General features: G+C 53.1%; 23 protein-coding genes. 12 read left to right on the forward strand and 11 right to left on the reverse strand.

Going from position 1 to position 23,321, the window contains the following annotated elements:
• Positions 1 to 469 precede the first annotated feature (469 nt).
• The 4 genes from P8N76_26610 (at position 470) to P8N76_26625 (ending at position 4,383) form a co-directional block, all read left to right on the forward strand.
• On the forward strand, positions 470 to 1,585 hold the full coding sequence (locus P8N76_26610; protein MDG2385270.1) for a DUF1559 domain-containing protein: 1,116 nt from the start codon (positions 470 to 472) through the stop codon (positions 1,583 to 1,585).
• Between the two features lie 114 nt (positions 1,586 to 1,699).
• Complete coding sequence (locus P8N76_26615; protein ID MDG2385271.1) at positions 1,700 to 2,089, forward strand: hypothetical protein; 390 nt, start codon at positions 1,700 to 1,702, stop codon at positions 2,087 to 2,089.
• 42 nt (positions 2,090 to 2,131) lie between these two features.
• A complete protein-coding gene (locus P8N76_26620; GenBank protein MDG2385272.1) occupies positions 2,132 to 3,160 on the forward strand; it encodes a hypothetical protein in 1,029 nt (342 codons plus the stop codon).
• Positions 3,157 to 4,383 carry a hypothetical protein gene (locus P8N76_26625; protein MDG2385273.1) on the forward strand — a complete coding sequence of 409 codons (1,227 nt, stop codon included), beginning with the start codon at positions 3,157 to 3,159 and terminating at the stop codon, positions 4,381 to 4,383. The genes P8N76_26620 and P8N76_26625 overlap by 4 nt, the downstream gene beginning before the upstream one ends.
• Before the next feature lie 70 nt (positions 4,384 to 4,453).
• On the opposite strand, the gene P8N76_26630 is transcribed toward P8N76_26625, so the two are convergent.
• On the reverse strand, positions 4,454 to 5,131 hold the full coding sequence (locus P8N76_26630) for an MBL fold metallo-hydrolase (GenBank protein ID MDG2385274.1): 678 nt from the start codon (positions 5,129 to 5,131) through the stop codon (positions 4,454 to 4,456).
• Positions 5,132 to 5,417: 286 nt separating this feature from the next.
• Here P8N76_26630 and P8N76_26635 point away from each other — a divergent pair, with 286 nt between their 5' ends.
• Positions 5,418 to 6,356, forward strand: a complete 939-nt coding sequence (locus P8N76_26635) for a DUF1571 domain-containing protein (GenBank protein MDG2385275.1) — start codon at positions 5,418 to 5,420, stop codon at positions 6,354 to 6,356.
• 542 nt (positions 6,357 to 6,898) lie between these two features.
• Here P8N76_26635 and P8N76_26640 read toward each other — a convergent pair.
• From P8N76_26640 to mraZ, 5 genes are all read right to left on the reverse strand, one after another.
• Positions 6,899 to 7,102 carry a hypothetical protein gene (locus tag P8N76_26640; GenBank protein ID MDG2385276.1) on the reverse strand — a complete coding sequence of 68 codons (204 nt, stop codon included), beginning with the start codon at positions 7,100 to 7,102 and terminating at the stop codon, positions 6,899 to 6,901.
• A gap of 120 nt (positions 7,103 to 7,222) precedes the next feature.
• Complete coding sequence (locus P8N76_26645; GenBank protein ID MDG2385277.1) at positions 7,223 to 7,720, reverse strand: putative molybdenum carrier protein; 498 nt, start codon at positions 7,718 to 7,720, stop codon at positions 7,223 to 7,225.
• A gap of 89 nt (positions 7,721 to 7,809) precedes the next feature.
• Positions 7,810 to 8,127: a hypothetical protein gene (locus P8N76_26650; protein MDG2385278.1), complete on the reverse strand. Its 318-nt coding sequence runs from the start codon at positions 8,125 to 8,127 to the stop codon at positions 7,810 to 7,812.
• Positions 8,128 to 8,162: 35 nt separating this feature from the next.
• Complete coding sequence (gene rsmH, locus P8N76_26655) at positions 8,163 to 9,047, reverse strand: 16S rRNA (cytosine(1402)-N(4))-methyltransferase RsmH (GenBank protein MDG2385279.1); 885 nt, start codon at positions 9,045 to 9,047, stop codon at positions 8,163 to 8,165.
• Between the two features lie 379 nt (positions 9,048 to 9,426).
• Complete coding sequence (gene mraZ / locus P8N76_26660) at positions 9,427 to 9,936, reverse strand: division/cell wall cluster transcriptional repressor MraZ (protein ID MDG2385280.1); 510 nt, start codon at positions 9,934 to 9,936, stop codon at positions 9,427 to 9,429.
• A gap of 249 nt (positions 9,937 to 10,185) precedes the next feature.
• Between mraZ and queA the strand changes: the two genes are divergently transcribed.
• The 6 genes from queA to P8N76_26690 all read left to right on the forward strand — a co-directional run bounded on the left by queA (position 10,186) and on the right by P8N76_26690 (position 15,894).
• Positions 10,186 to 11,229 (forward strand): tRNA preQ1(34) S-adenosylmethionine ribosyltransferase-isomerase QueA, encoded by a 1,044-nt coding sequence (gene queA / locus P8N76_26665; protein ID MDG2385281.1) that lies wholly within the window; start codon positions 10,186 to 10,188, stop codon positions 11,227 to 11,229.
• 98 nt (positions 11,230 to 11,327) lie between these two features.
• Positions 11,328 to 11,954, forward strand: coding sequence for an NUDIX domain-containing protein (locus tag P8N76_26670; protein MDG2385282.1), 627 nt, complete (start codon positions 11,328 to 11,330; stop codon positions 11,952 to 11,954).
• Positions 11,955 to 12,062: 108 nt separating this feature from the next.
• Positions 12,063 to 13,259, forward strand: coding sequence for an aminotransferase class V-fold PLP-dependent enzyme (locus P8N76_26675; GenBank protein MDG2385283.1), 1,197 nt, complete (start codon positions 12,063 to 12,065; stop codon positions 13,257 to 13,259).
• Between the two features lie 136 nt (positions 13,260 to 13,395).
• On the forward strand, positions 13,396 to 13,728 hold the full coding sequence (locus P8N76_26680) for an iron-sulfur cluster assembly accessory protein (protein ID MDG2385284.1): 333 nt from the start codon (positions 13,396 to 13,398) through the stop codon (positions 13,726 to 13,728).
• 83 nt (positions 13,729 to 13,811) lie between these two features.
• A complete protein-coding gene (cbiE, locus tag P8N76_26685; protein ID MDG2385285.1) occupies positions 13,812 to 15,059 on the forward strand; it encodes a precorrin-6y C5,15-methyltransferase (decarboxylating) subunit CbiE in 1,248 nt (415 codons plus the stop codon).
• A gap of 97 nt (positions 15,060 to 15,156) precedes the next feature.
• Positions 15,157 to 15,894, forward strand: coding sequence for a PIG-L family deacetylase (locus P8N76_26690; GenBank protein ID MDG2385286.1), 738 nt, complete (start codon positions 15,157 to 15,159; stop codon positions 15,892 to 15,894).
• Between the two features lie 21 nt (positions 15,895 to 15,915).
• Here the strand turns inward: P8N76_26690 and P8N76_26695 are convergent, their stop codons facing one another.
• The 5 genes from P8N76_26695 to P8N76_26715 form a co-directional block, all read right to left on the reverse strand.
• Positions 15,916 to 16,917 carry an RluA family pseudouridine synthase gene (locus P8N76_26695; GenBank protein ID MDG2385287.1) on the reverse strand — a complete coding sequence of 334 codons (1,002 nt, stop codon included), beginning with the start codon at positions 16,915 to 16,917 and terminating at the stop codon, positions 15,916 to 15,918.
• 144 nt (positions 16,918 to 17,061) lie between these two features.
• Positions 17,062 to 17,256, reverse strand: a complete 195-nt coding sequence (locus tag P8N76_26700; GenBank protein ID MDG2385288.1) for a DUF5989 family protein — start codon at positions 17,254 to 17,256, stop codon at positions 17,062 to 17,064.
• Positions 17,257 to 17,282: 26 nt separating this feature from the next.
• Positions 17,283 to 17,720 (reverse strand): hypothetical protein, encoded by a 438-nt coding sequence (locus P8N76_26705; GenBank protein MDG2385289.1) that lies wholly within the window; start codon positions 17,718 to 17,720, stop codon positions 17,283 to 17,285.
• Between the two features lie 69 nt (positions 17,721 to 17,789).
• Positions 17,790 to 19,628, reverse strand: coding sequence for a carbamoyltransferase (locus P8N76_26710; protein ID MDG2385290.1), 1,839 nt, complete (start codon positions 19,626 to 19,628; stop codon positions 17,790 to 17,792).
• A 168-nt stretch (positions 19,629 to 19,796) separates the two neighbouring features.
• Entirely contained in the window at positions 19,797 to 20,840 is a 1,044-nt protein-coding gene (locus P8N76_26715; protein MDG2385291.1) for a hypothetical protein, read from the reverse strand.
• A 252-nt stretch (positions 20,841 to 21,092) separates the two neighbouring features.
• Between P8N76_26715 and P8N76_26720 the strand changes: the two genes are divergently transcribed.
• A complete protein-coding gene (locus P8N76_26720) occupies positions 21,093 to 23,189 on the forward strand; it encodes a UvrD-helicase domain-containing protein (GenBank protein ID MDG2385292.1) in 2,097 nt (698 codons plus the stop codon).
• Positions 23,190 to 23,321: the final 132 nt, after the last annotated feature.

Consider the following 23,321-nt stretch of genomic DNA (forward strand, 5'->3'; position numbering starts at 1 on the left):
CGCGCTGATTGCTGATAAAGTTCATGGAATTTAACGGAATTCGGGTTAGAATCAGCCCCCAAGGAAATTGGAATCCAGCCTAGAATAGAGGGGCCTTGTCAGGGCTGGGGGATTTTCGCGGGTCGCGTGATCTCTCCGGTTTGGCTTGCCGGCGGATATTTAAGCGTTTTGGGATGTTCCAGGAGTCTAAGGGACGTTCCCAGAGGAGAAAGTTTGGCTCCTTCGCTGCCGGGGGGTCTGACCGAACGAGGGTACGAAATAGGCAAGTCTTGGTCGGGAAAATTGAGAGATACGAAGCGTTTTAAACATCCACTTCGGTGCGAAAATCGCTCCCAATGCCGCAGGTCGATCACTCGAAAAGCTTGCAGTGGTAAGCAGTTTGTGTTACTCTGCTGTCACGAAACATTGGTAGTCATGTTTCTTTTTATTTTCTCATCCGTCTTTATTATTTTTGGGAGAGGGAGGATTGATGAAGAATCCACGTAAGGCCTTCACTCTGGTCGAGTTGCTGGTCGTCATAGCGATTATCGCTATCTTGGTGTTGTTGCTTTTGCCCGCCATCAATGCAGCGCGTGAAGCGGCACGTCGTGCACAGTGTATCAACAAGGTTAAGCAGATTGCGTTGGCAATGGTGAACTACGAAAGTACGTTCCGGGCTTATCCTTCGGCGGTTCCAAGCTGCACGGAAAATGCTTGGGTTTCGACCGGAACGCAAACGGGAAACATTTGTGCAGGTCCAAACTGGGCCGGCCAAATCCTGGGTCAAATTGAAGAAATCGAATTGGATCGTTGGTTGGTCAAGTGCATGGACCATCAGTGGCAGGCTGCTGATGACTGCGAGCATGAGCTGGGTCAAGTCGGTCGGTTTACGCCAGAGTTTATGGTTTGCCCCAGTGCTCCTCAGCCCATCAAACTGCACGAGTCCGGAGCGACAGCTTACGAAAAACTGTCCAAAGGTAACTATGCTGCGGCCCTCGGTGCAGGAACCTATTACCAATCGATCGATGGTAACCCGAAGGTTGATGATCGACTTGAAAATCGAGAGAAGTTGCTGCGAGGCGTGATCACCGTCAGCATGCTCCCAGGCTGGAAAAGAATTAAGCAGACGGAGCAAGATGAGTCGATCAAGGGTACTTGGAAGTATGGTCGCGGTAAGGGAACGAAGACTCGCAAGCTTAAAGATGGTGCTTCCAAAACCATCGTGATCAGTGAAGTTCTCACAATCGACGGTGGACGTCAGTTCTCCGACGACATCCGTGGTGTTTGGGTGGCCCCCTCCATGGGTGCCAGTACCTACAGTCACTTGACTGGACCGAACTCGATCAAGCCTGATGAAATTAACGGCTGTGTCCGCGAAAGGGATTTACCGCCGAATTCACCTTTGGTTTGTGTGAACAAACGACCTAGTCGTTCGCCTTCGGCTGCTGCAACCTTTGCGGCCGCTCGAAGTAAGCACAATGGTGGTGTTGTCGCAGGTCGTGCTGATGGTTCCGTTGGCTTCTACGCTGACGACATCCAGATTAACATCTGGCAGAACCTCGCGACGCGAGCTCGCGGTGACCGCACCAACGGTGAGGAATTTTAGGAAACGGCCATCTACTGGCCGGTTGTATCTCAATACCCGAGTGCCGTGTTTTTCGGCGCTCGGGAGTTTTTTTTTGAGGGGAAAGGGATGAAGACGGATTCAGGAAAATTCGGAATGCAGTGGTTGTTGGGCATTCTGGCCGTGAGCGCCTTAGGGATGGCAGTTGGTTGTGGTGGAGGCGGTCAAAAAACGGCCGACCCGGCCAGTGGGATGGACGAAGACCAAAAAGCTGTGGACAATTTGGTGGGTAAGGTTTCGGATATCTCTGGAAGCTTGCCAGCTCTGCGAGCGATTTTTACCAAAGAGGCGTCGCCCAGTTCCGCGACGGCGGCCAAGTATGGCAAAAACATGTTCAGCGTGGTTGACGACATTGTCATCAGTGGGAGCACCGCTACGATGAATGTGGAGGTCTGTGGTTACGAAGAAAACTCCGTACCTTCCACGAAAGTCTGGAAAGCGCAAAAAGTCGACGGGAAATGGAAACTGTCTAACGCCCCCGTCTAGTCGCATCCCAGCGCAAAAGTCGACCGGGGGGTAAAAGGTAAGATGACGAGTACTAGGGCGAGTGGTCAGCGGAAGTGGATCATTTCGCCCTTTTTTGATCTTTGCTTCGTGATCAATTTGTGGTGGTTGCTGGCGCTTCTGCCTCAGCCCAGCTCGATTGGGATCACTCAGTCGACTTCCTTTGAGTTCTGGCAGGTCTACTTCCTGACCACGCCACATCGCTGGTTGACACTGATTCTCGTTGCGACCGATCCGGATCGACGGCAGGGACGGACCTCGCTGTTCATCAGTATCGCGATCATCGCGGCTGTATTGGTGACCGCGACTTGGCAGTTCTACGGCGCTTTTACCTGTTTGATCCTGGTGGATTTCGTCTGGAATGCTTGGCACTTTGCCTCTCAGCACGGAGGCATTTTGCGGATCTACGGTCGCATGGGAGGCGGTGGGCATCCCACCTTGGAGCGATATGCATTTCGGACGTTTGTCACCTACACCGCGCTGCGAACGGCTGGCTGGTTAACCGGATGGACGGAAGATGTGAGTTGGGCTCGAACGACCATGCTGTCGCTCGATTTTCTGGTATTGATTCTGCCCGTCGTGTTGCTCAGTTTGGAGTTTTTCAACCGTCCGCTGGAACGACTCGGAAAGGTTTTGTACCTCAGCAGCGTGCTAGGCATGTACGTGGCCACCCTGTTTGCGATTCGCAGTGGTCAGCATTATGCCGTGATTGCCTTGGTGGTCGCGTCGGCTGCCTTTCATTCGGTTGAGTACATGGCGATTGTCACCTTCTACGCTCGGCGGAGGTGTGATTCCGGATCAGATGCACCGTTCCAACGGATGGCACGCAATTGGCTCCGCATCCTCACTCTGTATATCATCTGTATTGGGGTGGTGTCTCGCTACACCGATAGCCACCTCAAGGATTTCTATATTGGCATCAATTTGTGGGCTGCTTTTCTACATTACGCCTACGACGGCATGATTTGGAAGCTCAGGCGACCTGAGACTGCGAAAGCGCTCGATGTGCAATTGAAGTCTAACAGGGCAGAAACGGGGCGGGCCAACGGATGAACGAATCAAGCACTGTTGCTGAAAAAAAAATCCGTTCGTTTGCAATTGGAATTGCATTTGGGAGTTTCGCCATTCCCTGGTGGGCGATTACCTGGGCGGGTGTGGAGCAATTTCAAGACTGGCCTGCCGCCGCGGCACCCTTTGGGCTAAATCGGATCCTGATTGCACATCTGGTAGCTGCGTTGCCGTTCTGTTTTTGGATTAGTTGGAGAGTATCTTCGATCCTCAAGCATCAGTTGGCATTTTTGATCTGTATCGCAGTGGGTGTATTGCTGGCTCTGCTTTCCTCAAGGACCGCCAACCAAATCGCTGAAATGATTCTGCTGTACGGTGGCGGTTTCAACCTTCTGTGGCGCACGCTGTGGGTAGTCGTCTTGGCCATTCCCTGGTGTCTGGCTACGGTCTTTATTCTCAAGAACAAGCTCGGCATCGAGAAGCCTTTCTGGTCGGATGGTCTCACCGCCATGCTCTTGCTTGTCGTGCCGTTTGTATACTCGGATTATGTCATCGAAAGACAGTCGATTTTGTTGCGGCATAGTCTGGTGATGGAGCAGTATTCGACAGCTCTGAAGCTGACTGAAAAACTAGCTGTGATCGGGAGTAAGCCGCTGCTCGAGCAGCCATCAGGGACCTTGTTAGAGCAGCTGCAGGCGACGGTCAGCCAATTGGAAACATCAGTATCGAAGCCTTTGCCAGACGATCCATCGCGTCAGCAGTTATTGCAGCGCGCTCAGGAATTGTTCAGTCTTGGACAATTTGAACCAGTGAAACAGCTGGTTGGTGCCCGGGCAAACGTTGATCCAATGGCCAGTTATCGGTTGGCCCTCACGTTTGAAGCCGAAGGGCAGTCTGCGGCAGCCGTCGACCAATACCGCACCACAGTGCGTTTGATTGAAGCCAATCAGTCTCCTGCGTGGATGCCTCTGCTTCGCATTTCAATCGAACACTTGGTGAACAATTTGAGACGCTCAGGTGATTATGCTGCAGCCGAAGATGTACTGCTGGGCGGGTTAAATGAGTCACCCGAATTACGTGATACTTTTCTGCTTCAGCTTGGATATCACTATTCAATGGCGGGGCGGACTTCTGAGGCGGTTGATTTTTTCGAGCAAGCTGGCCAGGCCAATCCTGAGATGCGGAAGCGGGCGGAAGCTGAAATCTCGAAAATGAATCATCAGGCGGCAGGTTGTTTGTTGAGAGCTGTGCCCGCCGCCTCTCGCTGATCCAGCACCGCTCTCTCTTTTCCCTCGATCGCTGCCGACTCGGCTGAATCGCAGCGCGTCATTCGCCGCTTCAGTCATTTGCTGTGAAGCCGGCCGGCATGCCTACGAACGGGTTGCTGCGGATTTCCTCGCCGATGGTGGTCGGACCACCATGGCCAGGTAGCACGATGGTATCCGGCGGTAGTGTGAACAATTTTTGCTGAATTGCAGCTGTCAGTTGTTGCAGACTGCCATCTGGAAAGTCGGTTCTTCCAATTGACCCTTGGAAAAGCACGTCGCCGCCGATGACAACGAAGGGCGTGGATTGACGACAGAGAAAAACGACGTGACCACAGGAATGTCCTGGCGCGTCAATCACCTCCAGTTGAATTCCACCAAATTCAAGTTGATCGCCTTCATTCACCTCGAGATCGGCAGCTGGACTGATGAGCTCCAGGCCAAACGGTGCGGACAGGTTTAATTGAGGGTCGCTCAGCTTGGGTGCATCGCCGCTGCCAATGATAAGCGGGCAGTCTGAGTAGGTTTGTTTGCAAAATTCGTTACCGGCGATGTGGTCGCTGTGTCCGTGCGTATTGAGGATGACGACGGGACGAAGATCTTTTTCCTTGATTGCTTGATCGATCTTCATTGGCTCCAGCCCGGGATCCACAATCAGGCACTCTTGCTTGCCAGGTAGGTGAATCAGGTAAGTATTTTCCTCGAAAGGTTGAGAAACCACACATTCACAAATCAAAGATGATTGGGCCACGAGTTGGTCTCCCGTGAGACGATGGTAATGGGTAGAATGGGTAAAAGTTGTCGGTTGTTGTGTCCCCGGTCGCAACGGTTGGAGAGTTCTAGCCGATGTCGGGACGCATTTTAATCGGCCGGGTCGGGAATGGCGATACATAGCAGGAGGCTCGGTTATCGCTGCGGCCCCCCCGAGCGGTTTTGCCAGACAGGATCATTGAAGAGTTTGTCTCGCGATCTTTCACTTAAGCGAAGTCACCATCACGCGGTAATGTGCCGGACGTGACGAAAAAGGAGTTTCACGCATGGTCAACCGTCGGGTTTCAGTCAATATGACCACTCATCATCATCCGTTTTGGGCCACCGTTATGATCGCAGGTTGCTCGTTGTTGATGCTCCCCTCTGTCGAGGCTCAGCAAACGCGGGACCGCTTGCACGAACCTGTTTTCCGCATTTCACGAGCCGCGAAAAACGTCACGACAGCTCGGGATGCTGCACCTGGCGCCGCCGCCAAAGTGAATAAGCCGCATCCACTTGATCCGGGACTCGATTTGGCGCGGAATTCGTTGGAGCACATCGAGCGAAATATTCAGGATTACACCTGTACGCTGGTTAAACGTGAACGCGTGAACGGCAGTCTTTTAGAACATGAGTTCATGAGCTGCAAAGTTCGGCATGCTGGGATTGTCAACGGTAAAAAAGTGCCCTTCAGTGTGTACCTGAACTTCCTTCGACCTGAATCGATGAAGGGCCGCGAAGTGATCTATATGGCTGGGACGAACGATGGAAAATTCACCGTTCATGAAGGGGGATTCAAAGGCCGCTTCTTGCCAACCGTATCCCTACTGCCCACCAGTACATTGGCGATGCGTAATCAACGCTACCCGATGACTGAAATCGGAATCAAGACGATGACCAAGCGTCTTATCGAAAAAGGCACCCGAGATCGCAAGCTGGGGTTATGTAAGGTTCGAATGATTAACGGTGCGAAAGTGAAAGATCGTGTTTGCACCATGTTGGAAGTAAGACACGACGATCGTCGGCCGCAGTTCGATTTCCATCTGGCACGTGTCTTCCTGGACAGCGAACTGAATCTTCCGATTCGCTACGAGGCCTACGACTGGCCGACAAGTCCCGGTACTGCACCGCAGTTGATCGAAGAATACACCTACATGAATCTGAAAGTGAATGTGGGGTTGCGTGACGCTGATTTTGACTCCAAAAACCCAAAGTATAACTTCTAAGACTGGGGCTTCAGGCTGTCGCTAACCGCAGGCACGAGTTCTGCATGCGGTTAGCATTCGCAGCGAAATCCTGCCCTGAGCCCGTTGCTTGTTCGCTTGGTTGAAGTCTTGTGCATATCCACTTTGATTCTTATCCATGCATGGCTGAGCGGAAATGATTTTCTTCGCGTTTTCTACGCGCGTCGACTGTGTTCTCAGGAAAAGGAAATCCGTACAGCCGTGCGCTATCGCCAATGAGCCTCGTGCGCCGGGCCATTTGGCCCTTCATTCATGGGACTCTTGGTTGGCTAATCGCGACGATCTTTGGACTCGATATGAATAGTCCAGGTGAGGTGCACGTCGTCGTATTTGGAATGAATGTAGCCGGCTTGATAGATTTCTTGATTTACTCTCCATCAGCTTTGATGATCACTGTTTCGACTGGTGGTGTTGGCTTAATCATCGAAAAGCATTGCTGCACTTCAAAAATAAAAACGAAAGATCATAGCCACGGGGTGGGCCTGCTGTCTTGGCTTTGTGCAGGGCCATTACCGGCCTCGTCGTTACGCCTTCGCGGAGTGCTCTGTGCGTCTGTTTTGTCGTAGCCAGTAGGCAAGCAGGCCTGAAATCACGAGTAGTACGGCGATTCCAAACGCCTGATGGACCGGTTCGCTTAGATAATGGAGTGGGTTTGATGCTTCCGTCCGACCGTGTCCTGGGTGACCCCAGCTGTTGGCCTGAATGTGCAAGAGTATCGCAGCTGCCATGATGCTGGTTCGCCGCAAAGTTGTTTGGTTCTTGATTTCGATTCTCCTTGATCCCGCGGATAAGCTTGACGTTTCCACTCGAGGTTTGACGGTCAGCCCGATTGTACGAAAGTTTTCCTGCTACGGAAGCTCGTGTCGAAGCAGCTGCTGTAGAAATCGTTGGCTTTGGGCTCCGATACCGATGGCCGTACTCTCACGGGGGCCGGCGACATTGAGGCAACTGATCTTATTTTGCAGCAGCCATTGGTGGATTTGGTCGAAGTCTGATCGGGTCGAAAGGTCAATGATTTTCAGTGGCCGTTGGTGTTTCATCGCCATGCGTTGGGTCAGGGCCGTACCCCCTGACAGTTGATCGCGGTAAAGAATGAGTGTTCCGTCCGAGTCGATCACATTTTTCTCGGTTCTAACCGAATATTTGGCAGACTGAGTTTCTCGTAAGAAAAACTGTTTCGGAATGGTGCCCGCTTCACAAATCCGTCCCCGGGGGCACCAGCCGCCGTGTTCGATCCGCAGCTCGATCGCGACCTGCAAGGCGGCTTGATCGACGCCGGTTTGGCCGCCAGATACGATGCGGCAGACCTTAGTGGCTTGCTGTGCGGTGTTGCGTTTGGCTTCCATGCTGCCAGCATAGCAAACAGGAACTCGGGCCGTTGACCGACGGAATGGGATCGGCCGATTTAGATGGTGTTGGTGGGGTTCCGCGGTTCTTAGCGGCGAAGCGTGCCTGAATCACTACTGTCTAAGGAGACCGGAGGGGTGAGAAAGGCGGTATCCTCGTGGTCACTCTCCAGGGTAGTGTGCGTTGTGACTTCATCCGCTTGGTTGCGATGTTTGTCCATCCAGTCGTCATTGGGACGCACGATCGTCGGGAGAGGCTCGTCCGCCACATGAAACGAGACGGGTGGCGAAATTTCGTCATCCGAGGCAAGTGAGTTTCTTCCTTCGAAGAAACGCATAACGAAAAGGGCTGTGCTGATGAATACACTGGCGACCAGAATAGTGCGTACGGCTTGATTGTTGAGCATGGAATGGCCTCCTCCGTGAGGCTTATTACTTTAAATCATGTCCGACGTGCAACCCGTAGTTTCGCGCTGCGACTGCGAGAGTTATGAGCCACCTCCGTTTCCGTCGGGCGGATCGGTTTTCGTGTGACTACATCCAGTCGCGAATCATTTCGGAATGATTGTTTTACGCGTCGGTCTTCAAGCGAATGAAAGCTAATGATTGCTAGTAAGCCGCCTGGTAGCAGGCAGTCTGGTAGCACTTTCAAGGCAGCATCTAACTCCTTTAGTTCGTCATTTACGGCAATTCGCAACGCCTGAAAGGTCCGAGTTGCAGGGTCGATTCTTTCATTTCGGCTGCGGGAGCCCATGGACTTGCGAATGATCTGGGCTAACTGTTGAGAACTACGAATCGGCTCTCTTTCTCGAGCAGCGACGATCGCTCTGGCGATTCGTCGGCTTTGCCGCTCTTCGCCAAACTCGTAGATCAAATTTGCCAAATGTTCGGCACTCATTCTGCTGATCATTCGCCACGCTGGCTCACCGGCTTGCGGATTGAAACGTAAGTCAAGCGGCCCGTCAACGTTAAAACTGAATCCTCGGTCAATTCCTGCCAATTGGTCGCTTGAGAGGCCCAGGTCGAGCAGGATGCTATCGACACCTTTGATATCAAGTTCCGACAGGAGATCTGGGATGCGGGCGTAGCTTGAGCAGGCAAAGCGGACTGGCAGCTCATTCTCAATCCCTTCTAGCCGTTCAATGGCAGCTGGGTCACGATCGACTCCGATGGCGAGGCCGTTGGGTGTCAAGCGTGCTGCCATTGCCAACAGATGGCCTCCTCCGCCCGCTGTGCCATCGACAAAGGTTTGGCCCGGGGAGGGAGCCAGTATTTCGAGCACTTCGCTGCTGAGGACAGGAATGTGTTCGGTAGGGGGAGTCGTCATGCGGAGATCCAGACGCCTTTCCTATGCCGCTGTCGGTTGCGTGGCGGCGGATGAGCGCGAGTAGATGCTGTCGAACCGAAGCTATCAGCATAACACGAATCGAGCATCGGACTGCAGGGTGGGCAGTCCAGCTGGCGTCTACCTGGGGCGCATCCATGCGCCCCAAGGGTAGGTGCCAGTTGGTACCTCGTCGCTGCGGGATGACGAGGTAACCATTTGTTCGCAGTTAAGATCGATCCTTGATCCTAACTCGCAGTCTTACACCTGGGAGATCAGAAGAGCTTCCAGGCTGGCGTCAGGTCAGTGGCCGCGACCCTACCGCCTCCGTTACCGCGCTGTGGCGAACGAACGGACGGACGTTTCATTGCCGTCTTGCGGACTACGATTCCTTTCGGTTTGGGGGCATGAAGGCGTTTTCTGCAAGTCGGTCGTAATTGTTTTGTTTTTCAAGCACGTAAGTTTGCCAACCTTGTCGATCCCAGAGCTCCAGGTGGTCTCGGACTCCCACCAAAACGACTTCTTTGGCAAGGCCGGCCAGTTCGACGAGTTCGGGTGGGATGCGTAATCTTCCTTGTCGATCGAGTTCGATTCGTTGAGCCTGGGAATAGAACAGTCGACTAAATGCGCGGACATCCTGTCCTGTTTGTGGGCTGGCCGAAAGTTGTTTGGCGAGCTGCGAAAATGATTCTTCCGTGTAAAGGGTAAGTGACCCATCGGTTCCCGGCGCAACATAGATGACAGCCTGCGTTTCAGCCGTTTGTTGAAACGCGTCTCGTAGTCGCTTTGGAATCGCAATCCGTTGCTTTTCATCGATCGTTCTGGGAAATGTCCCGGTTAAAAGCATTTGGTTTCCACTGACTCCCACTGACTCCCAATAACGCCCAAGCATATCCACAATCGTTCCCGCGTCAACACGGTTTGATCGCCCTGTTGGCCATGGGGTGAGATAAATTGAAGGGAACTTCGGGGAAAAAGGCTGAAATTCGGTGGAAATTTTTTTCGCTCAAATTTGGAGCGATTTGCTCCTCCGGTGGAAGCAGTAATTCATCGCGATTTTCTTTAATAGTCGATCCAGTGGAGTGTTCTTCGTGCGTCAAGACGCCGTGACCGAAGTTCACCCTGCGGGTATCCTGAGTTGATGAATGAACTGTCGGATTACGATTTTGAGTTACCGAAGACGCTGATTGCCCAGCGGCCCGTCCGCAATCGTGCGGACGCTCGTCTGATGATTGTTGACCGGCAGACGGGCCATATTGAACATGCCCATGTGCGAGATTTGGCCGATTGGTTAGCGACGAATGATTGCCTCGTGGTGAATGACTCGCGGGTCGTTCCAGCGCGTTTAGATGGTGTGAGGGCCGCCACAGGAGGGCGTTGGCAAGGACTTTTTCTATCGGACGATGGGGCGGGTAATTGGCAACTTCTATGCAAGACGCGAGGTCGTCTCCAGGAGGGGGAGCAAATTGTGCTGCATGATCGTCAGTCCCGAGCGGATTTGTCGCTGAAAATGCTCAGGCGCTTTGACGAGGGTGTGTGGGCCGTGAGGCCCGAGACGGATGAGTCGACCTGGGATGTGTTGGATCGAATTGGCCGTGTGCCATTACCGCATTACATTCGCAAAGGCGAAATGGTGGACGATGATTTGCGGTGGTATCAAACGGTTTTCGCTGGAAATCCGGGATCCGTTGCCGCACCGACCGCCGGTCTTCACTTGACCCAAGGATTGTTGCAGCGGCTTGGCGAGCATGGCATCGAGCTTGCGAAGGTGACGCTTCATGTCGGGATTGGTACATTTCGACCCATCGCAGTGAGCAAGTTAGACGATCATCGAATGCACTCCGAATGGGGGGAGATCGATGCGGAGACGGCTGCTCAAATCTCCAAATCACGTGAACGAGCTGCTCGGACAGTGGCTGTTGGCACCACTTCAGTCCGCGTGCTCGAAACGGCTGCGGCTCAGGGTGGAGGGGCCTGGAAAGGGCAAACCGATCTGTTCATTCGGCCCGGCTATTCGTTTCAGGCGGTGGATGTCTTGTTGACCAATTTTCACTTGCCTCGTTCTACCCTGTTGGTCCTGGTACGTACGTTCGGTGGTGATGAATTGATGAAGCGGGCCTATCAGGTCGCGATTGAGGAAAACTATCGGTTCTTTAGCTATGGTGACGCAATGTTGGTCCTCTAGCCGCCCCGTAACGCGGAGCTTTCACGTACGCTATACTGACGACTGTCGCTCGTGGCTGCCTGCCACTGTTCTCGTTCGTTATCCCGAAAGGAGTCACCATGTCGGTCGTACAGACAGAACATGTCTTGGTCGTACCAACAGCCGAATTTAAGAAAATCGGTTATTTCCAAGGGATTTGTACGGAAGTCGATCATTATCTTGGTCAGCTACTGACTCCTGAACTGATCAGCTATCGACCTCGTGATGAAATGGAGGAAAATCCGAGCTTCAAGCAATTGATCCCGTACGTGATTTTTCGGCATCTCGATGCGGACGGGCAATGTTGGTTGTTTCAGTACACTCGAGGATCGGGCCAGGGTGAAAAGCGATTGCACGCGAAACGGAGTATCGGGATTGGTGGGCACATCTCTTCGGACGATGCAGGGTTTGCCCAGGGAGCCAATCCTTACCACGAAGGAATGCGCCGCGAATTGTCAGAAGAAGTCGCTATCAAAACGAAATATTCCGACCGTTGCGTTGGTCTAATTAACGATGACGAGACTGAGGTGGGCAAGGTTCATTTGGGCATTGTTCATATTTTTGATGTGGAGCAGCAGGCCGTCACGCCGTGTGAAGACGAAATTCACGAGGCAGGATTTGTGCGAGTCGAGGAGCTATTTGAAAGCCGCGAAGGGATGGAAAGCTGGTCGAGAATTTGCATGGAAGGTTTATTTTCGCCGGCCTAGGCAGCATAAACTTCATGGCCTAGCCGGATTCAGTCGCGTAAAATCGATGGCCGGTTTTGAATTTTCTTCGCTGGCTCCAATCACCTGCCGAACGCGAACCACCGTGCTATGAAAACGCCTGTCTACCTGGACAATCATTCAACCACGGCGGTTGATCGTCGCGTACTCGAGGCCATGCTGCCCTATTTCTGCGAGCAGTTTGGCAATGCTGGTAGCACAAGCCACGCGTTGGGTAGCCAAGGCAAGGAGGCTGTCGATCGGGCACGCGATCAAATTGCAACGGCGATTGGCGCCACAGATCAAGAAATTGTCTTCACGAGCGGTGCCACCGAAAGTAATAACCTTGCCATTCGTGGTGTAGCTGACGCCCTCGGGAAAAAAGGGCGACATCTGATCAGCGTAGTCACCGAGCATTCTGCGGTGCTTGATCCGCTCGAACGACTCTCACGCCGCGATTTTGAAGTGACCCTGTTGCCGGTCTATCCCAACTCGCATCTGCAAGTTGGGCAGTTGGATCTGGAGCGACTGCGAGACTCGATTCGTGATGATACGATCTTAGTCTCTGTGATGTTGGCAAATAACGAGACGGGCGTGATTCAGCCCTTGTCGGAAATCGCGGAACTCTGCCAAAGTCGAGGGGTGATTCTGCACTGTGATGCGACTCAAGCGATTGGCAAGATTCCGGTTGATCTCAATGTGATCGATATCGATCTGATGAGTTTCTCGGCACACAAGTTTTACGGTCCCAAGGGGGTCGGGGCGCTTTTTGTGCGGCGTCGGACACCGAAGGTTCGACTCGTGCCCTTGCTGGACGGAGGTGGGCAGGAAGGGGGGCGACGGAGCGGCACCCTGAACGTGCCTGGCATCGTTGGGATGGGAATCGCGATTGAACTCGCGATTCTGGAGATGTCGGCGGATACGGCCAGGGCTCGGCGGCTTCGCGATCGGCTTTATCAAGGCTTGACTGAGCAGATCTCAGATTGTCCACTGAATGGCCCTTTTCTCGATGCTGGCCAGGGCTTGGACCGTCTGCCTGGAAATCTGAACATGGCTTTTCGATTCGTTGACGGGGAGTCATTAATGCTGAGTATGGGGGATTTGGCAGTGTCCAGCGGTAGCGCTTGTACCTCCGCTCGCCCCGAACCGAGTCACGTTTTGCGGGCTTTGGGGATCGCAGAGGATCAGGTTCGGGCTAGTCTGAGATTCGGGATTGGTCGTTTTAATACGGAGGAAGAGATCGAATTTGCCATCCAGACGCTGATTGCTGCCGTCGAGCGACTGCGAGATCTCAGTAGCATGGCATAACTGAGGCGAGGGAATGGCTCGCTGAAGAAGTTTAATTTGGCCTAATTCCCTTCCCATTTGGTTCCGAATTGTATAATTTAGACAGTTAAGTTTGTTAAAAATCCAGCAAACCCAGTAAATACGGGAGTGGTTCCGAATGGCAATCACGCTGAGCGAACGAGCGGCAGAAGAAGTTAAACGCATTATTGTTGATCAAAAGTTGACCGAATCGACCGTCCTCCGCGTCGGTGTTTCCGGCGGTGGATGCAGTGGTTTCATGTACAAACTCGCCTTTGATGAAAACTTTGACGAAGCAAAAGATTCTCGTTTTGAGCAGCATGGTGTCGCCGTGGTTGTGGATAAGAAGAGCGCCCTTTATTTGGACGGGACGACCGTTGATTTCTACGATGGTCTTGATAAACGCGGCTTCACGTTTGAGAATCCAAATGCCGTGAAGTCATGCGGGTGCGGCAGCTCTTTCCAGGCCTAGCAAAGTGATTGCCTAGCGTTCATGAAGCACCTTGAGGTTGGAGGTAGTGTTTGGCTACCTCCTCTTTTTTTAGGGAAAGAAAGTTGGCGACGGAACGACGCGTACAAATCATCGGGATTGGAGATGATGGACTGGAAGGGCTTACTTCCGCGGCCAGGGATCTGCTTGGCAGTGCCGAACTTGTCATGGGGCCGGCTGCGATTCTCTCCACGCTGGATCGCCAACAAGGATTGTTGCCGGTGCCCGGTGACCTGAAAACGCTCGTCGAGCTTGTTAACGAGCATCAATCCAAGCAGCTTGTTGTCCTGACGACCGGCGATCCTCTTTTCTATGGTGTGGCTCGTTATCTTTGCGACAAATTGGGGAAAGATCGTTTCGAGGTGATCCCGCATGTCAGTTCGATGCAATTGGCGTTCGCCCGTGTAAAGGAAAGTTGGGACGACGCCTACTTGGTGAATCTCGCAGCTCATCCGCTCGATCGTGTGGTCGAGAAAGCGCGCTTGGCAGAGAAAGTCGGCCTGTTTACGAATGATGAGCATACCCCGCGACAGGTAGCCCGCGCTCTGCTTGGCAAACAAATCGACTACTTCACCGCTTACGTTTGCGAGAATCTCGGTTCGCCTGACGAATGCGTAACGCATGGCGAATTGCAAGATATTGCGGAGCAAGATTTTTCGTTATTGAACGTCATGATCCTCGTTCGGAAGCCGTCGATTCCGGATCGGCCCGCTGAATTAGTGGGGCAACGCCTCTTCGGAAATCCAGATAAAGTGTTTCTGCAGTCCGTGCCGAAACGTGGTCTGCTCACTCCGATGGAAGTCCGAGTTGTCGCGCTCGCCGAAATGGACCTTGGCCCCGCCAGCATCGTCTGGGATGTAGGAGCCGGAAGTGGTGCAGTCGCGATCGAAGCGGCAAGAATTGCCGCTAAGGGCGAGGTTTATGCGATTGAAATGGACCCTGATGACCATCAACTGTTAACAGCGAACGCCGAGCGTTTCGGAGTCGGCAAGTCGCTCAAACCCGTACTTGGCCAAGCTCCTGAAGCTTGGGCGACTCTGCCTGATCCCGATACGATCTTCGTGGGAGGGACAGGGCGATCGGTCGGCAAGATCGTCGAACTGGCATTAGGTCGGCTCAAGGTAGGTGGACGACTTGTCGTCAACGTTGGCAGTATCGACAATATTTTGGCGGTCCAAACGGCGGTCAGCTTGATTTCTGGTGAGCTTTCGGTTCGCATGATCCAGGTTTCGCAGGGGAATGACCAGCTTGATCGTCTGCGATTTGAGGCGATGAATCCCACCTTTCTCGTCAGTTTCGTCAAGCAGAAATAATTTGCTCGCCTTGCTTGATTTCGGGCGGAATCTTCTCCAGTGATGCTCGCTAATTGGAGACCCGTCGCGCGATTCCATGTTGGGAAAGGATGGAAGCATGAATCTCGACAACCGACCGATGGATGTCGTTGCCGTAGGCGCTCATCCCGATGATATCGAGATTGCCTGTGGTGGAACACTCGCCCGACTGGTTCGTCAGGGCTATCGTGTTGGCATCGTTGATCTCACCGATGGTGAACCGACGCCTCGCAGTCCCGGGCCGGACGTACGTCTTGCAGAAGCTAAACGAGCTGCGGAGGTGCTTGGTGTTCACGAACGACTCACGCTCGATTTTCCCAATCGTCGATTGTTTGATTCGTTTGAAGCGCGAGTCGCATTGGCAAAAGTGTTTCGGCGCTGGCGGCCTCAAGTTGTGATCGGTTTTGGAGATCGTACGCCCACAGCATCGCCTGATCATTGGCAGGCGATGCAAATTACCGACGCAGCCGTGTTTTACGCCAAGCTGACAAAATGGCCTGAGCACTTCGATGGGCTGCCAGAACATACGGTCTCCTCGCAACTCTACTTCAGTTTGGGAATGGAGACGACCGTGGTGAATCCTGCCATGACGCAGTTTGTTGTCGACATTGGGGATTCACTCGCGCTGAAAATGAAGAGCGTTCGCTGTTATCAGACCCAGTTTCCGCCCGAGAAAGATTTGTTCCTGAAACGAATTGAAAGCATCGCGGTTCAAGTGGGGGCAGCGGCCGGATTTCTTGCAGGGGAAACGTTTATTTCGACTCGTCCGCTGGGTGCCCCAGATCTGATGCAATTCCTTTTTCCGCCAGCAAAGTGAACCCCTTCGGCGGACGCCTGACTAGCGTCGTGTCGGGGGAAGTCGTTGTTGAACGTCGTCAAGAAACTTGTCGAATTCGGTTGGGAGTGGCGCTGAGAAATCAAGGCGGGCACCGCTCGTAGGGTGGTTAATCTGCAAGCGATAAGCGTGTAGTGCCATGCGATTCAGTAGGACCGCACCGCCGGGTGAGCCACGAGTGATCTGTTGTTCGGTGATCGTGCGTTGGCCTGTGTAAAGGCTGTCGCAGACGATTGGATGGCCGAGGTAGCCGAGATGCACGCGGATTTGATGCGTTCGTCCCGTCTTGGGAAACACGTGGACGGCGGTGAATTTGCCCACACGCTGTTTCACTTCGTAAAAAGTGGACGCATCACGACTCGTTGGCTGTCCGTCTCGGACGGCCATTTTTTCTCGATGATGCGGATGCATGCCAATGGGAGCGTCGATTTGATCTCGGTCTCGGTCGATGCGGCCATGGCAGATTGCGTAGTATTCTTTTTCGACCGTTCGCTGCTCAAACTGTTTGGCGAGTTTCAAATGAGCCGAGTCATCCTTGGCGACTACGATGACTCCACTCGTGTCGCGGTCCAAGCGATGGACGATACCCGGTCTCGTCTCGCCACCGATTTGGCTCAAGCGTTCGAAATGGAACGCCAAGGCCGACGTGAGGGTTCCTTGCCAATGCCCTTTGGATGGATGCACGACCATGCCATGTGGTTTGTTGATCACAATCAGATCATCGTCTTCATGGAGTACATCTAACGGAATGTCCTCCGCTTGGGGGCCCGCATGTTCGAGGGGGAGTAATTGAACAGATGCTAAGTCATTTAAACGCATGCGATAGGAGGCTTTGCGATGGCTAGCATTCACCGTTGCCGTGCCGGAGGTAATCGTCTGACGTAATCGAACGCGACTGTGCTGAGGGATTCGCAAGGCAAGAAATGCGTCGAATCGCATGCCAACCTCGTCTGCATTGACGACGAGTTCGATGGGAGACGCTTCTGATTCAGGTGGCGAAGTCATGGAGGCTAACGCGGCTCCGGTCATACGTCTGGCGACGAAAGGAGGAATCGGCCGGCAGTCTTACTTTAGCAAGCGGAGGTGGCTCCTCGCTCGAAAACGCGTTGTTTGCTGACCGACTCTCCCCAGTGTGGTGGAAAGCGTTGCTTAAAACAACGTGTAGATGAATGGGGCTACACCTGATCCGCTCAAGAGCACCAGTAATCCGAGCAATGCAAATGCAAGGATGATCGGGGTCAACCACCACTTTTTGTTGGTCTTCAAGAAATAAACGAACTCGCTGGCGAGCGAAGTTCGGCTTTCCGAAGCAGCGTCTTGAAAAGATTTTTCGTCGCGTTTCATGGGGAATGTCCGTGTGATGGATGATTCTAAGACTGACGAAAGTAGCTCTTGATATCCGAGTTGCTGTCGCGTGCCTGCCAATAGGATTTGCAGTTTCGATCGACACTCCGTTTTAATTCGTCACGTCCGATCAGTCGAAAATAAATCGCAATTGGCGTAAATAAGCCTAGGAAAATAATAAGTAGAATCACTTCTCCAATCACTAGGCCGATCGGAAAGGCCAACATGCAGGCCCCGATAAACACGAGTCGGATTGCTTGGGGGGTCAAGAAGCTGAGGATTGCCAACAGGAGGCCTACTGCGGCAGCCGCGCCAATGACTATCGTATTTGCTGAAGTCCATTCCGCAACGGGCGGCCGACCAGAAAAAAGAAAAGCGACGAAAGGCAACGCTGGTAACGCTGCAAATCCAAATTGTCGCAATTGTCGGTCGGTCGGATTCCAGTTGAATTCAATCGTAGCCATTAGTCTGTGAATTATCCGTAAAGTTTCGTGATCCGAAATGACGCCGCCAACGGGGGCTTAACCTGACGCCTAATCCAAGGGGAACTGGGAAAGATGTTTCTCACGTTGTTGGTCATCTGTTGTTTCTTGATTGGCTTTCAACACAATTGCCTTCCCCAGCACGAGCACGTCCATGTCCGTTGCCAGAAAGCAACGCAACGCATCGGCAGGTGTGCAAACAATGGGTTCACCGCGAACATTGAAGCTCGTGTTGATCAATACGGGGCAGCCAGTCTTCGCGTGGAACTGCTCCAGCAGCTGATGCAGCAACGGATTTCGATCGGAATCCACCGTTTGGACGCGAGCTGAATAGTCGACGTGAGTGATCGCTGGCAACGTGGATCGCTCAAAATGCAATTTGTCGATACCGAAGGCTTGTTCGTATTCGGGCCCCGGGTTTTGCTGAATCTCCTTTGCGACAGGGGCAACCAATAGCATGTAGGGGCTGTCTTCCTGGGGCCGCATCTGGAAATAGCGGTCCACTTGGTCACGGAGTACGACAGGGGCAAAGGGGCGAAACGATTCTCTGAACTTTATTTTTAGATTCATAACCGATTGCATTTTACGGCTACGCGGATCGCCCAGTATGCTTCTCGCTCCTAAAGCACGAGGGCCAAATTCCATTCGACCTTGGAACCAACCGACGACTTTTTCTTCCGCAAGCAATGCGGCAACTTCATCGCACATCGACTGATCGGTGGGGCAGGCTGTGTATTCGATTCCTTCCTGATCCAGCAACTGGAAGATTTCCTCGTCTGAAAACTCTGGTCCGAGCAGTGACCCATGCTGGGCATCGCTGCTGCAAGTTGTTCGCGAATTGCCCAAAAGCTGGTGCCAAGTGAGCAGGGCCACCCCCAACGCTCCGCCAGCGTCTCCAGCAGCTGGCTGAATCCAAATCTGTTCGAACGGCGACTCTCGTAATAATCGTCCGTTGCCCACGCAGTTGAGTGCCACGCCGCCAGCCAATGTGAGCTTCTTAAGCCCCGTCAGCTTGTGGGCATGTCGCGCTGTTCGCAGCATTACCTCTTCAGTCACCGACTGAATCGAGGCTGCTAAGTCCATCTCGCGCTGTGTGATTTTTGATTCCATCTCGCGAGGCGGACCACCGAAGAGTTGGTGGAACTTGGCAGACGTCATTGTCAGTCCCTGACAATAGTTGAAGTAACTCATGTCCAGGCGATAAGAACCATCTTCCTTGAGATCGATCAAGTGCTCCAGAATTGCGTCTCGATAGATCGGTTCTCCGTAGGGTGCCAGCCCCATGACTTTGTATTCGCCACTGTTGACGCGAAACCCGGTGTAGTAAGTGAACGCCGAGTAAAGGAGTCCGATCGAGTGCGGAAAGCGAATTTCTTGAGTGAGTTCAAGCTTGTTGCCGTGTCCGGTCCCAATGCAGGTGGTTGCCCATTCGCCCACGCCATCGAAGGTGATGATCGCCGCTTCGTCAAACGGAGATGGGAAAAACGCGCTGGCCGCGTGTGACTCATGATGGTCGGCGAACACGTAACGACCTTTGTACTGACCGTGAAGGCCGCGATCCATTTCGCGCGGAAGATGCAGTTTTTGGCGAAGCCACAAAGGAATCGCCTTTCGGAAGGAGCGGTAGCCAGCGGGAGCGTAGGCGACGTAAGTTTCCAGCAGCCGCTCAAATTTCCGCAATGGCTTGTCGTAGAATCCGACGTGATCTAGCTCGCTGGCCGTCATTCCAGCTTCGCTTAAGCAATAGTCGATCGCCTGTTGGGGAAAGCCATAGTCGTGTTTCTTGCGAGTGAATCGCTCTTCCTGAGCTGCCGCTACTATCGCACCGTCTACCACCAAAGCGGCACCGGAGTCGTGATAAAAGGCTGAAATTCCAAGAATCGACGTCATGTCGTAATTTAGCATATTGTTCGACCGTTGCGGTCGAACTGCAGTTGCTGCCCTGGAAGCCACCAAGACGAACTCTTACTGCGCCAGTCGAAACAAAAGGCGCCCAACGCGGAAAGGGAAGAAGATCGTGCTGATGTCAGTTTGAAACGAATGTAGGGCTTAATGCACTCAAGGAGTATCTGCCGAGGAATCGGCCTCGGTTGCTGCTTTCTCTGCCGGCTCGGTTGCTGCTTTCTCTGCCGGCTCGGTTGCTGCTTTCTCTGCCGGCTCGGTCGCTGCTTTCTCTGCCGGCTCGGTTGCTGCTTTCTCTGCCGGCTCGGTCGCTGCGTCAGAATCAACATTGTCAGAGGCTTCTGAGCTCAATGGCGAGGTCTCAGTTTTTTCTTCCACGGATGAATTACCCGGTTGGGGTGCGTTCGCCGGATCTACCAACGGTAGAGCTTGGATATTGCTCGCTTTGGAATCTTCGTCATTGGTTCCCGTGCCGGGCACTAACTCGCCTGGGTTAGGCAGGTTGAGATTGGGTTGTTCTGGGAGGTTGGGTAGGTCCTGGAAGAGTCCTGGACGATTAAGCGGACTTTGGATCGGTTTTTGTCCAGCAAACCACTTATACCAATTCTCAACGGTAGGTTGTTTCAAAGCGTCCAACCGTTGCTGAGCAAGTTGGGCGACGATGGAACTAGGGAATTCCCCGTTAGGCTCAGAGCCCTTTACGATTTCTGAATACTTTTCCTTCGCACCGTCGAACTCTCCCAGTGCCTCCATTGCTTGGCCGGAACCGAAAATCGCACGCGGTTTGAGCATCCTCCCTTTGGAAGATTCGGCGACCTGTGCGTAGATTTGTTTGGCATTTTCGAGACTTTCTTTGGCAGCCGACTGGTCTCGAAACAGCTGTTCGGCTCCCGTTGCCAATTCGCCGTCACCTACCGATTGGAGGGCCCACATGCCTGGTTCGGTATTTGGGAACCTATCGGCAACATCTCGAAATCTTTCGGGATTGTTGATCGCATACGCCTCAAAATACTCGGTCCAGGCATCACCTTCGCCGGTTTGGTTGCGGCCGTTCACATAGCCAACGGCGCACACAATGGTCACGGCCAATATGGCTACGCCTGCAATTGCCTTCGAGTACGGTTTGATTTTCTCGATCCATCTGGCGAGCCAGACGGCGAGTTCGTTGGTTTGAAGTTCGTGGCGTCGTTCGTTTTTCATCGGAATTTCTTTCTAACAACTCGATCAGACGTTAGCACGATTCATTTATTACGTGCAAAAACGCAGCTTTCGGATCGCAAGTATAGATGTCAAAACAGGATAGCGTCAAGGTCGGCTCTAGCCACCGACCTGTTTGACCTGCGATAATCGAAGCGACCCCTTTGCTCGATCTGGGTTGGATTATTACGATCGGTTGATCGCGCCGGCAGAACGGCGCCGTTGGTCTTTGATGTTGCCCCGGTGTGATTTGCGATGAGAACGGATTCCCTTTTAAACGGACTGAACGATCCCCAGCGGAACGCTGTGGCAACCAATTCAGGGCCGCTATTGGTGCTTGCTGGAGCCGGCACCGGCAAGACGCGGGTTGTGACGTACCGCATCGCAAGGTTGATTCGTAAAGGAATTTCTCCCGACCGCATTCTGGCCGTCACCTTTACCAACAAAGCCGCGTCGGAGATGGTGGAACGCGTTTCGGAACTAATTGGTCGCAAACGGAAGGTCATTCCCGAAATCTCGACGTTTCATTCTCTTTGTGTACGCGTTTTGCGTCGCCACATCACCAAAATCGGCTATCCGGCAAAGTTTGCGATTTATGATCGAGGTGATCAGGAAAGCATGGCAGCACGGGTTTTGCGGGAAATCAACATTTCAACCGCTCAGATGAAGCCGAGCGAATTATTGTATCTGATTAGCAGTTGGAAGATGCGAAGTATTCCACCGGAAAAGGCTGTTGGTCATGCACAGACGGATAAGGAACACTTGGCAGCAGTGGCTTATCGTCGTTATCAAAAATCGTTGAAGGCAGCGGGGGCCGTTGATTTTGATGACCTGTTGCTTTGTACGGAGCAGTTGTTTGAAAAATCTCCCGAAGCAAGACGCAGTGAAGCGGGACGTTTTGATCACGTCTTGATCGACGAGTATCAGGATACAAACGGAAGCCAGTACCGCATTATCAAGGCGTTAGCTGTTGGGCATCGGAATTTGTGTGTTGTCGGCGATGACGATCAATCCATCTATGGTTGGCGTGGTGCAGAAGTCGAGCACATCTTGCGGTTTAACGTCGACTGGCCTGATGCCAAGGTGGTGCGGCTGGAGGATAATTATCGATCGACCGCCGAGATCATCGAATTGGCAAATCGACTGATTCGATATAACCGTGTGCGACATGATAAGAAACTGAATGCAGCACGTGCCGGTGGTGAGCGTCCCAAAATCTTGCAGTTTCCGACGGAGACCGACGAAGCTGAGCAGGTCGTCGCTGATATTGCTCGTAAACTTGCTCGCAAAGAGTGTGGAGCGAACGACTTTGCAATCCTTTTTCGTACCAATGAACAACCTCGATTGTTTGAAAGCGAGTTGCGACGAGCAAAGATTCCGTATGTTTTGATAGGAGGAATGTCTTTCTTTGACCGCAAGGAGGTGCGCGATATTTTGTCCTACTTGCGTGTTCTTGTGACTCCGGAAGATGAGCCTTCGTTGTTGCGGATTATCAATACGCCGCCGCGCGGGATTAGCCAGAAGGCCGTGCAGGCATTGGTTGATGAAGCCGTTTCGCGTGGATGTCCCGTCTGGGATGTGCTGTCTGATGCAGGTCGTTTGCCGGATTGCAGCTCAAAGTCAGCCGAGGGAGCGCAAAAGTTATTGAAGCTCGTTCGGGATTATCAGTCGCGAGCCGAAGGCGGCAAACTTTCCCAATGCTTGACGGACTTGATCGGCGATATTCAATACGAAAACGATATTCGTCGCCGTTTCAAGGAGGATCCGGAAGCACAGCAGGCACGTTGGAGTACTGTTGAGGAGTTGGTCAATGCGTTGGCTGAATATGAAACACGGGCCAAGAAACCGACATTAATCGGATTTCTTGACGATATTCTGCTGTCCGGGCGAGACCAAGACCGTGACAAGGACAAGCAACTGGGACGAGATGCGGTTGTCTTAATGACGCTTCACAGCGCTAAGGGATTGGAGTTCCCCCACGTCTATATGGTTGGAATGGAGGAGGGGCTCTTGCCGCATCATCGTAGCGTCGCTGTGGAGGGAGACGCGATCGATGAAGAGCGGCGACTCTGTTACGTCGGAATCACTCGCGCCGAAGAGCGTTTGACTCTCTCGCTCGCACTGACGCGACGAAAATGGGGTAAGCCGCGTCCGACAGATCCCAGCCGATTTCTCTTTGAAATTGCTGGGCAGGCCGATAATCCCCACGCAAATTCTAAGCATCACGATGCGCCCCAAGCCGGCCGCCCCAAAGCCGGCCGCCCCAAAGCCAGCCGCCCCCAAGCCAGCCGCCCCCAAGCCAGCCGCCCAGCGAAGAAGAAGCCGAAGACCGACCCAGGGGCCCGCCCGTAGTCGGTTTGATGGGGCCTGCTTGCGGATGCTAGCGGCCTGTCTGTTCCAAATCGACGGCTGAGTGAATCAACGTAGGCCCGATCAGCCGGCACTGCTAGACTATCGCCTAAGTTGCGAGCGACAGCCAGTGTC

The sequence above is a fragment of the Pirellulaceae bacterium genome (assembly GCA_029243025.1).
Taxonomy (GTDB): domain Bacteria; phylum Planctomycetota; class Planctomycetia; order Pirellulales; family Pirellulaceae.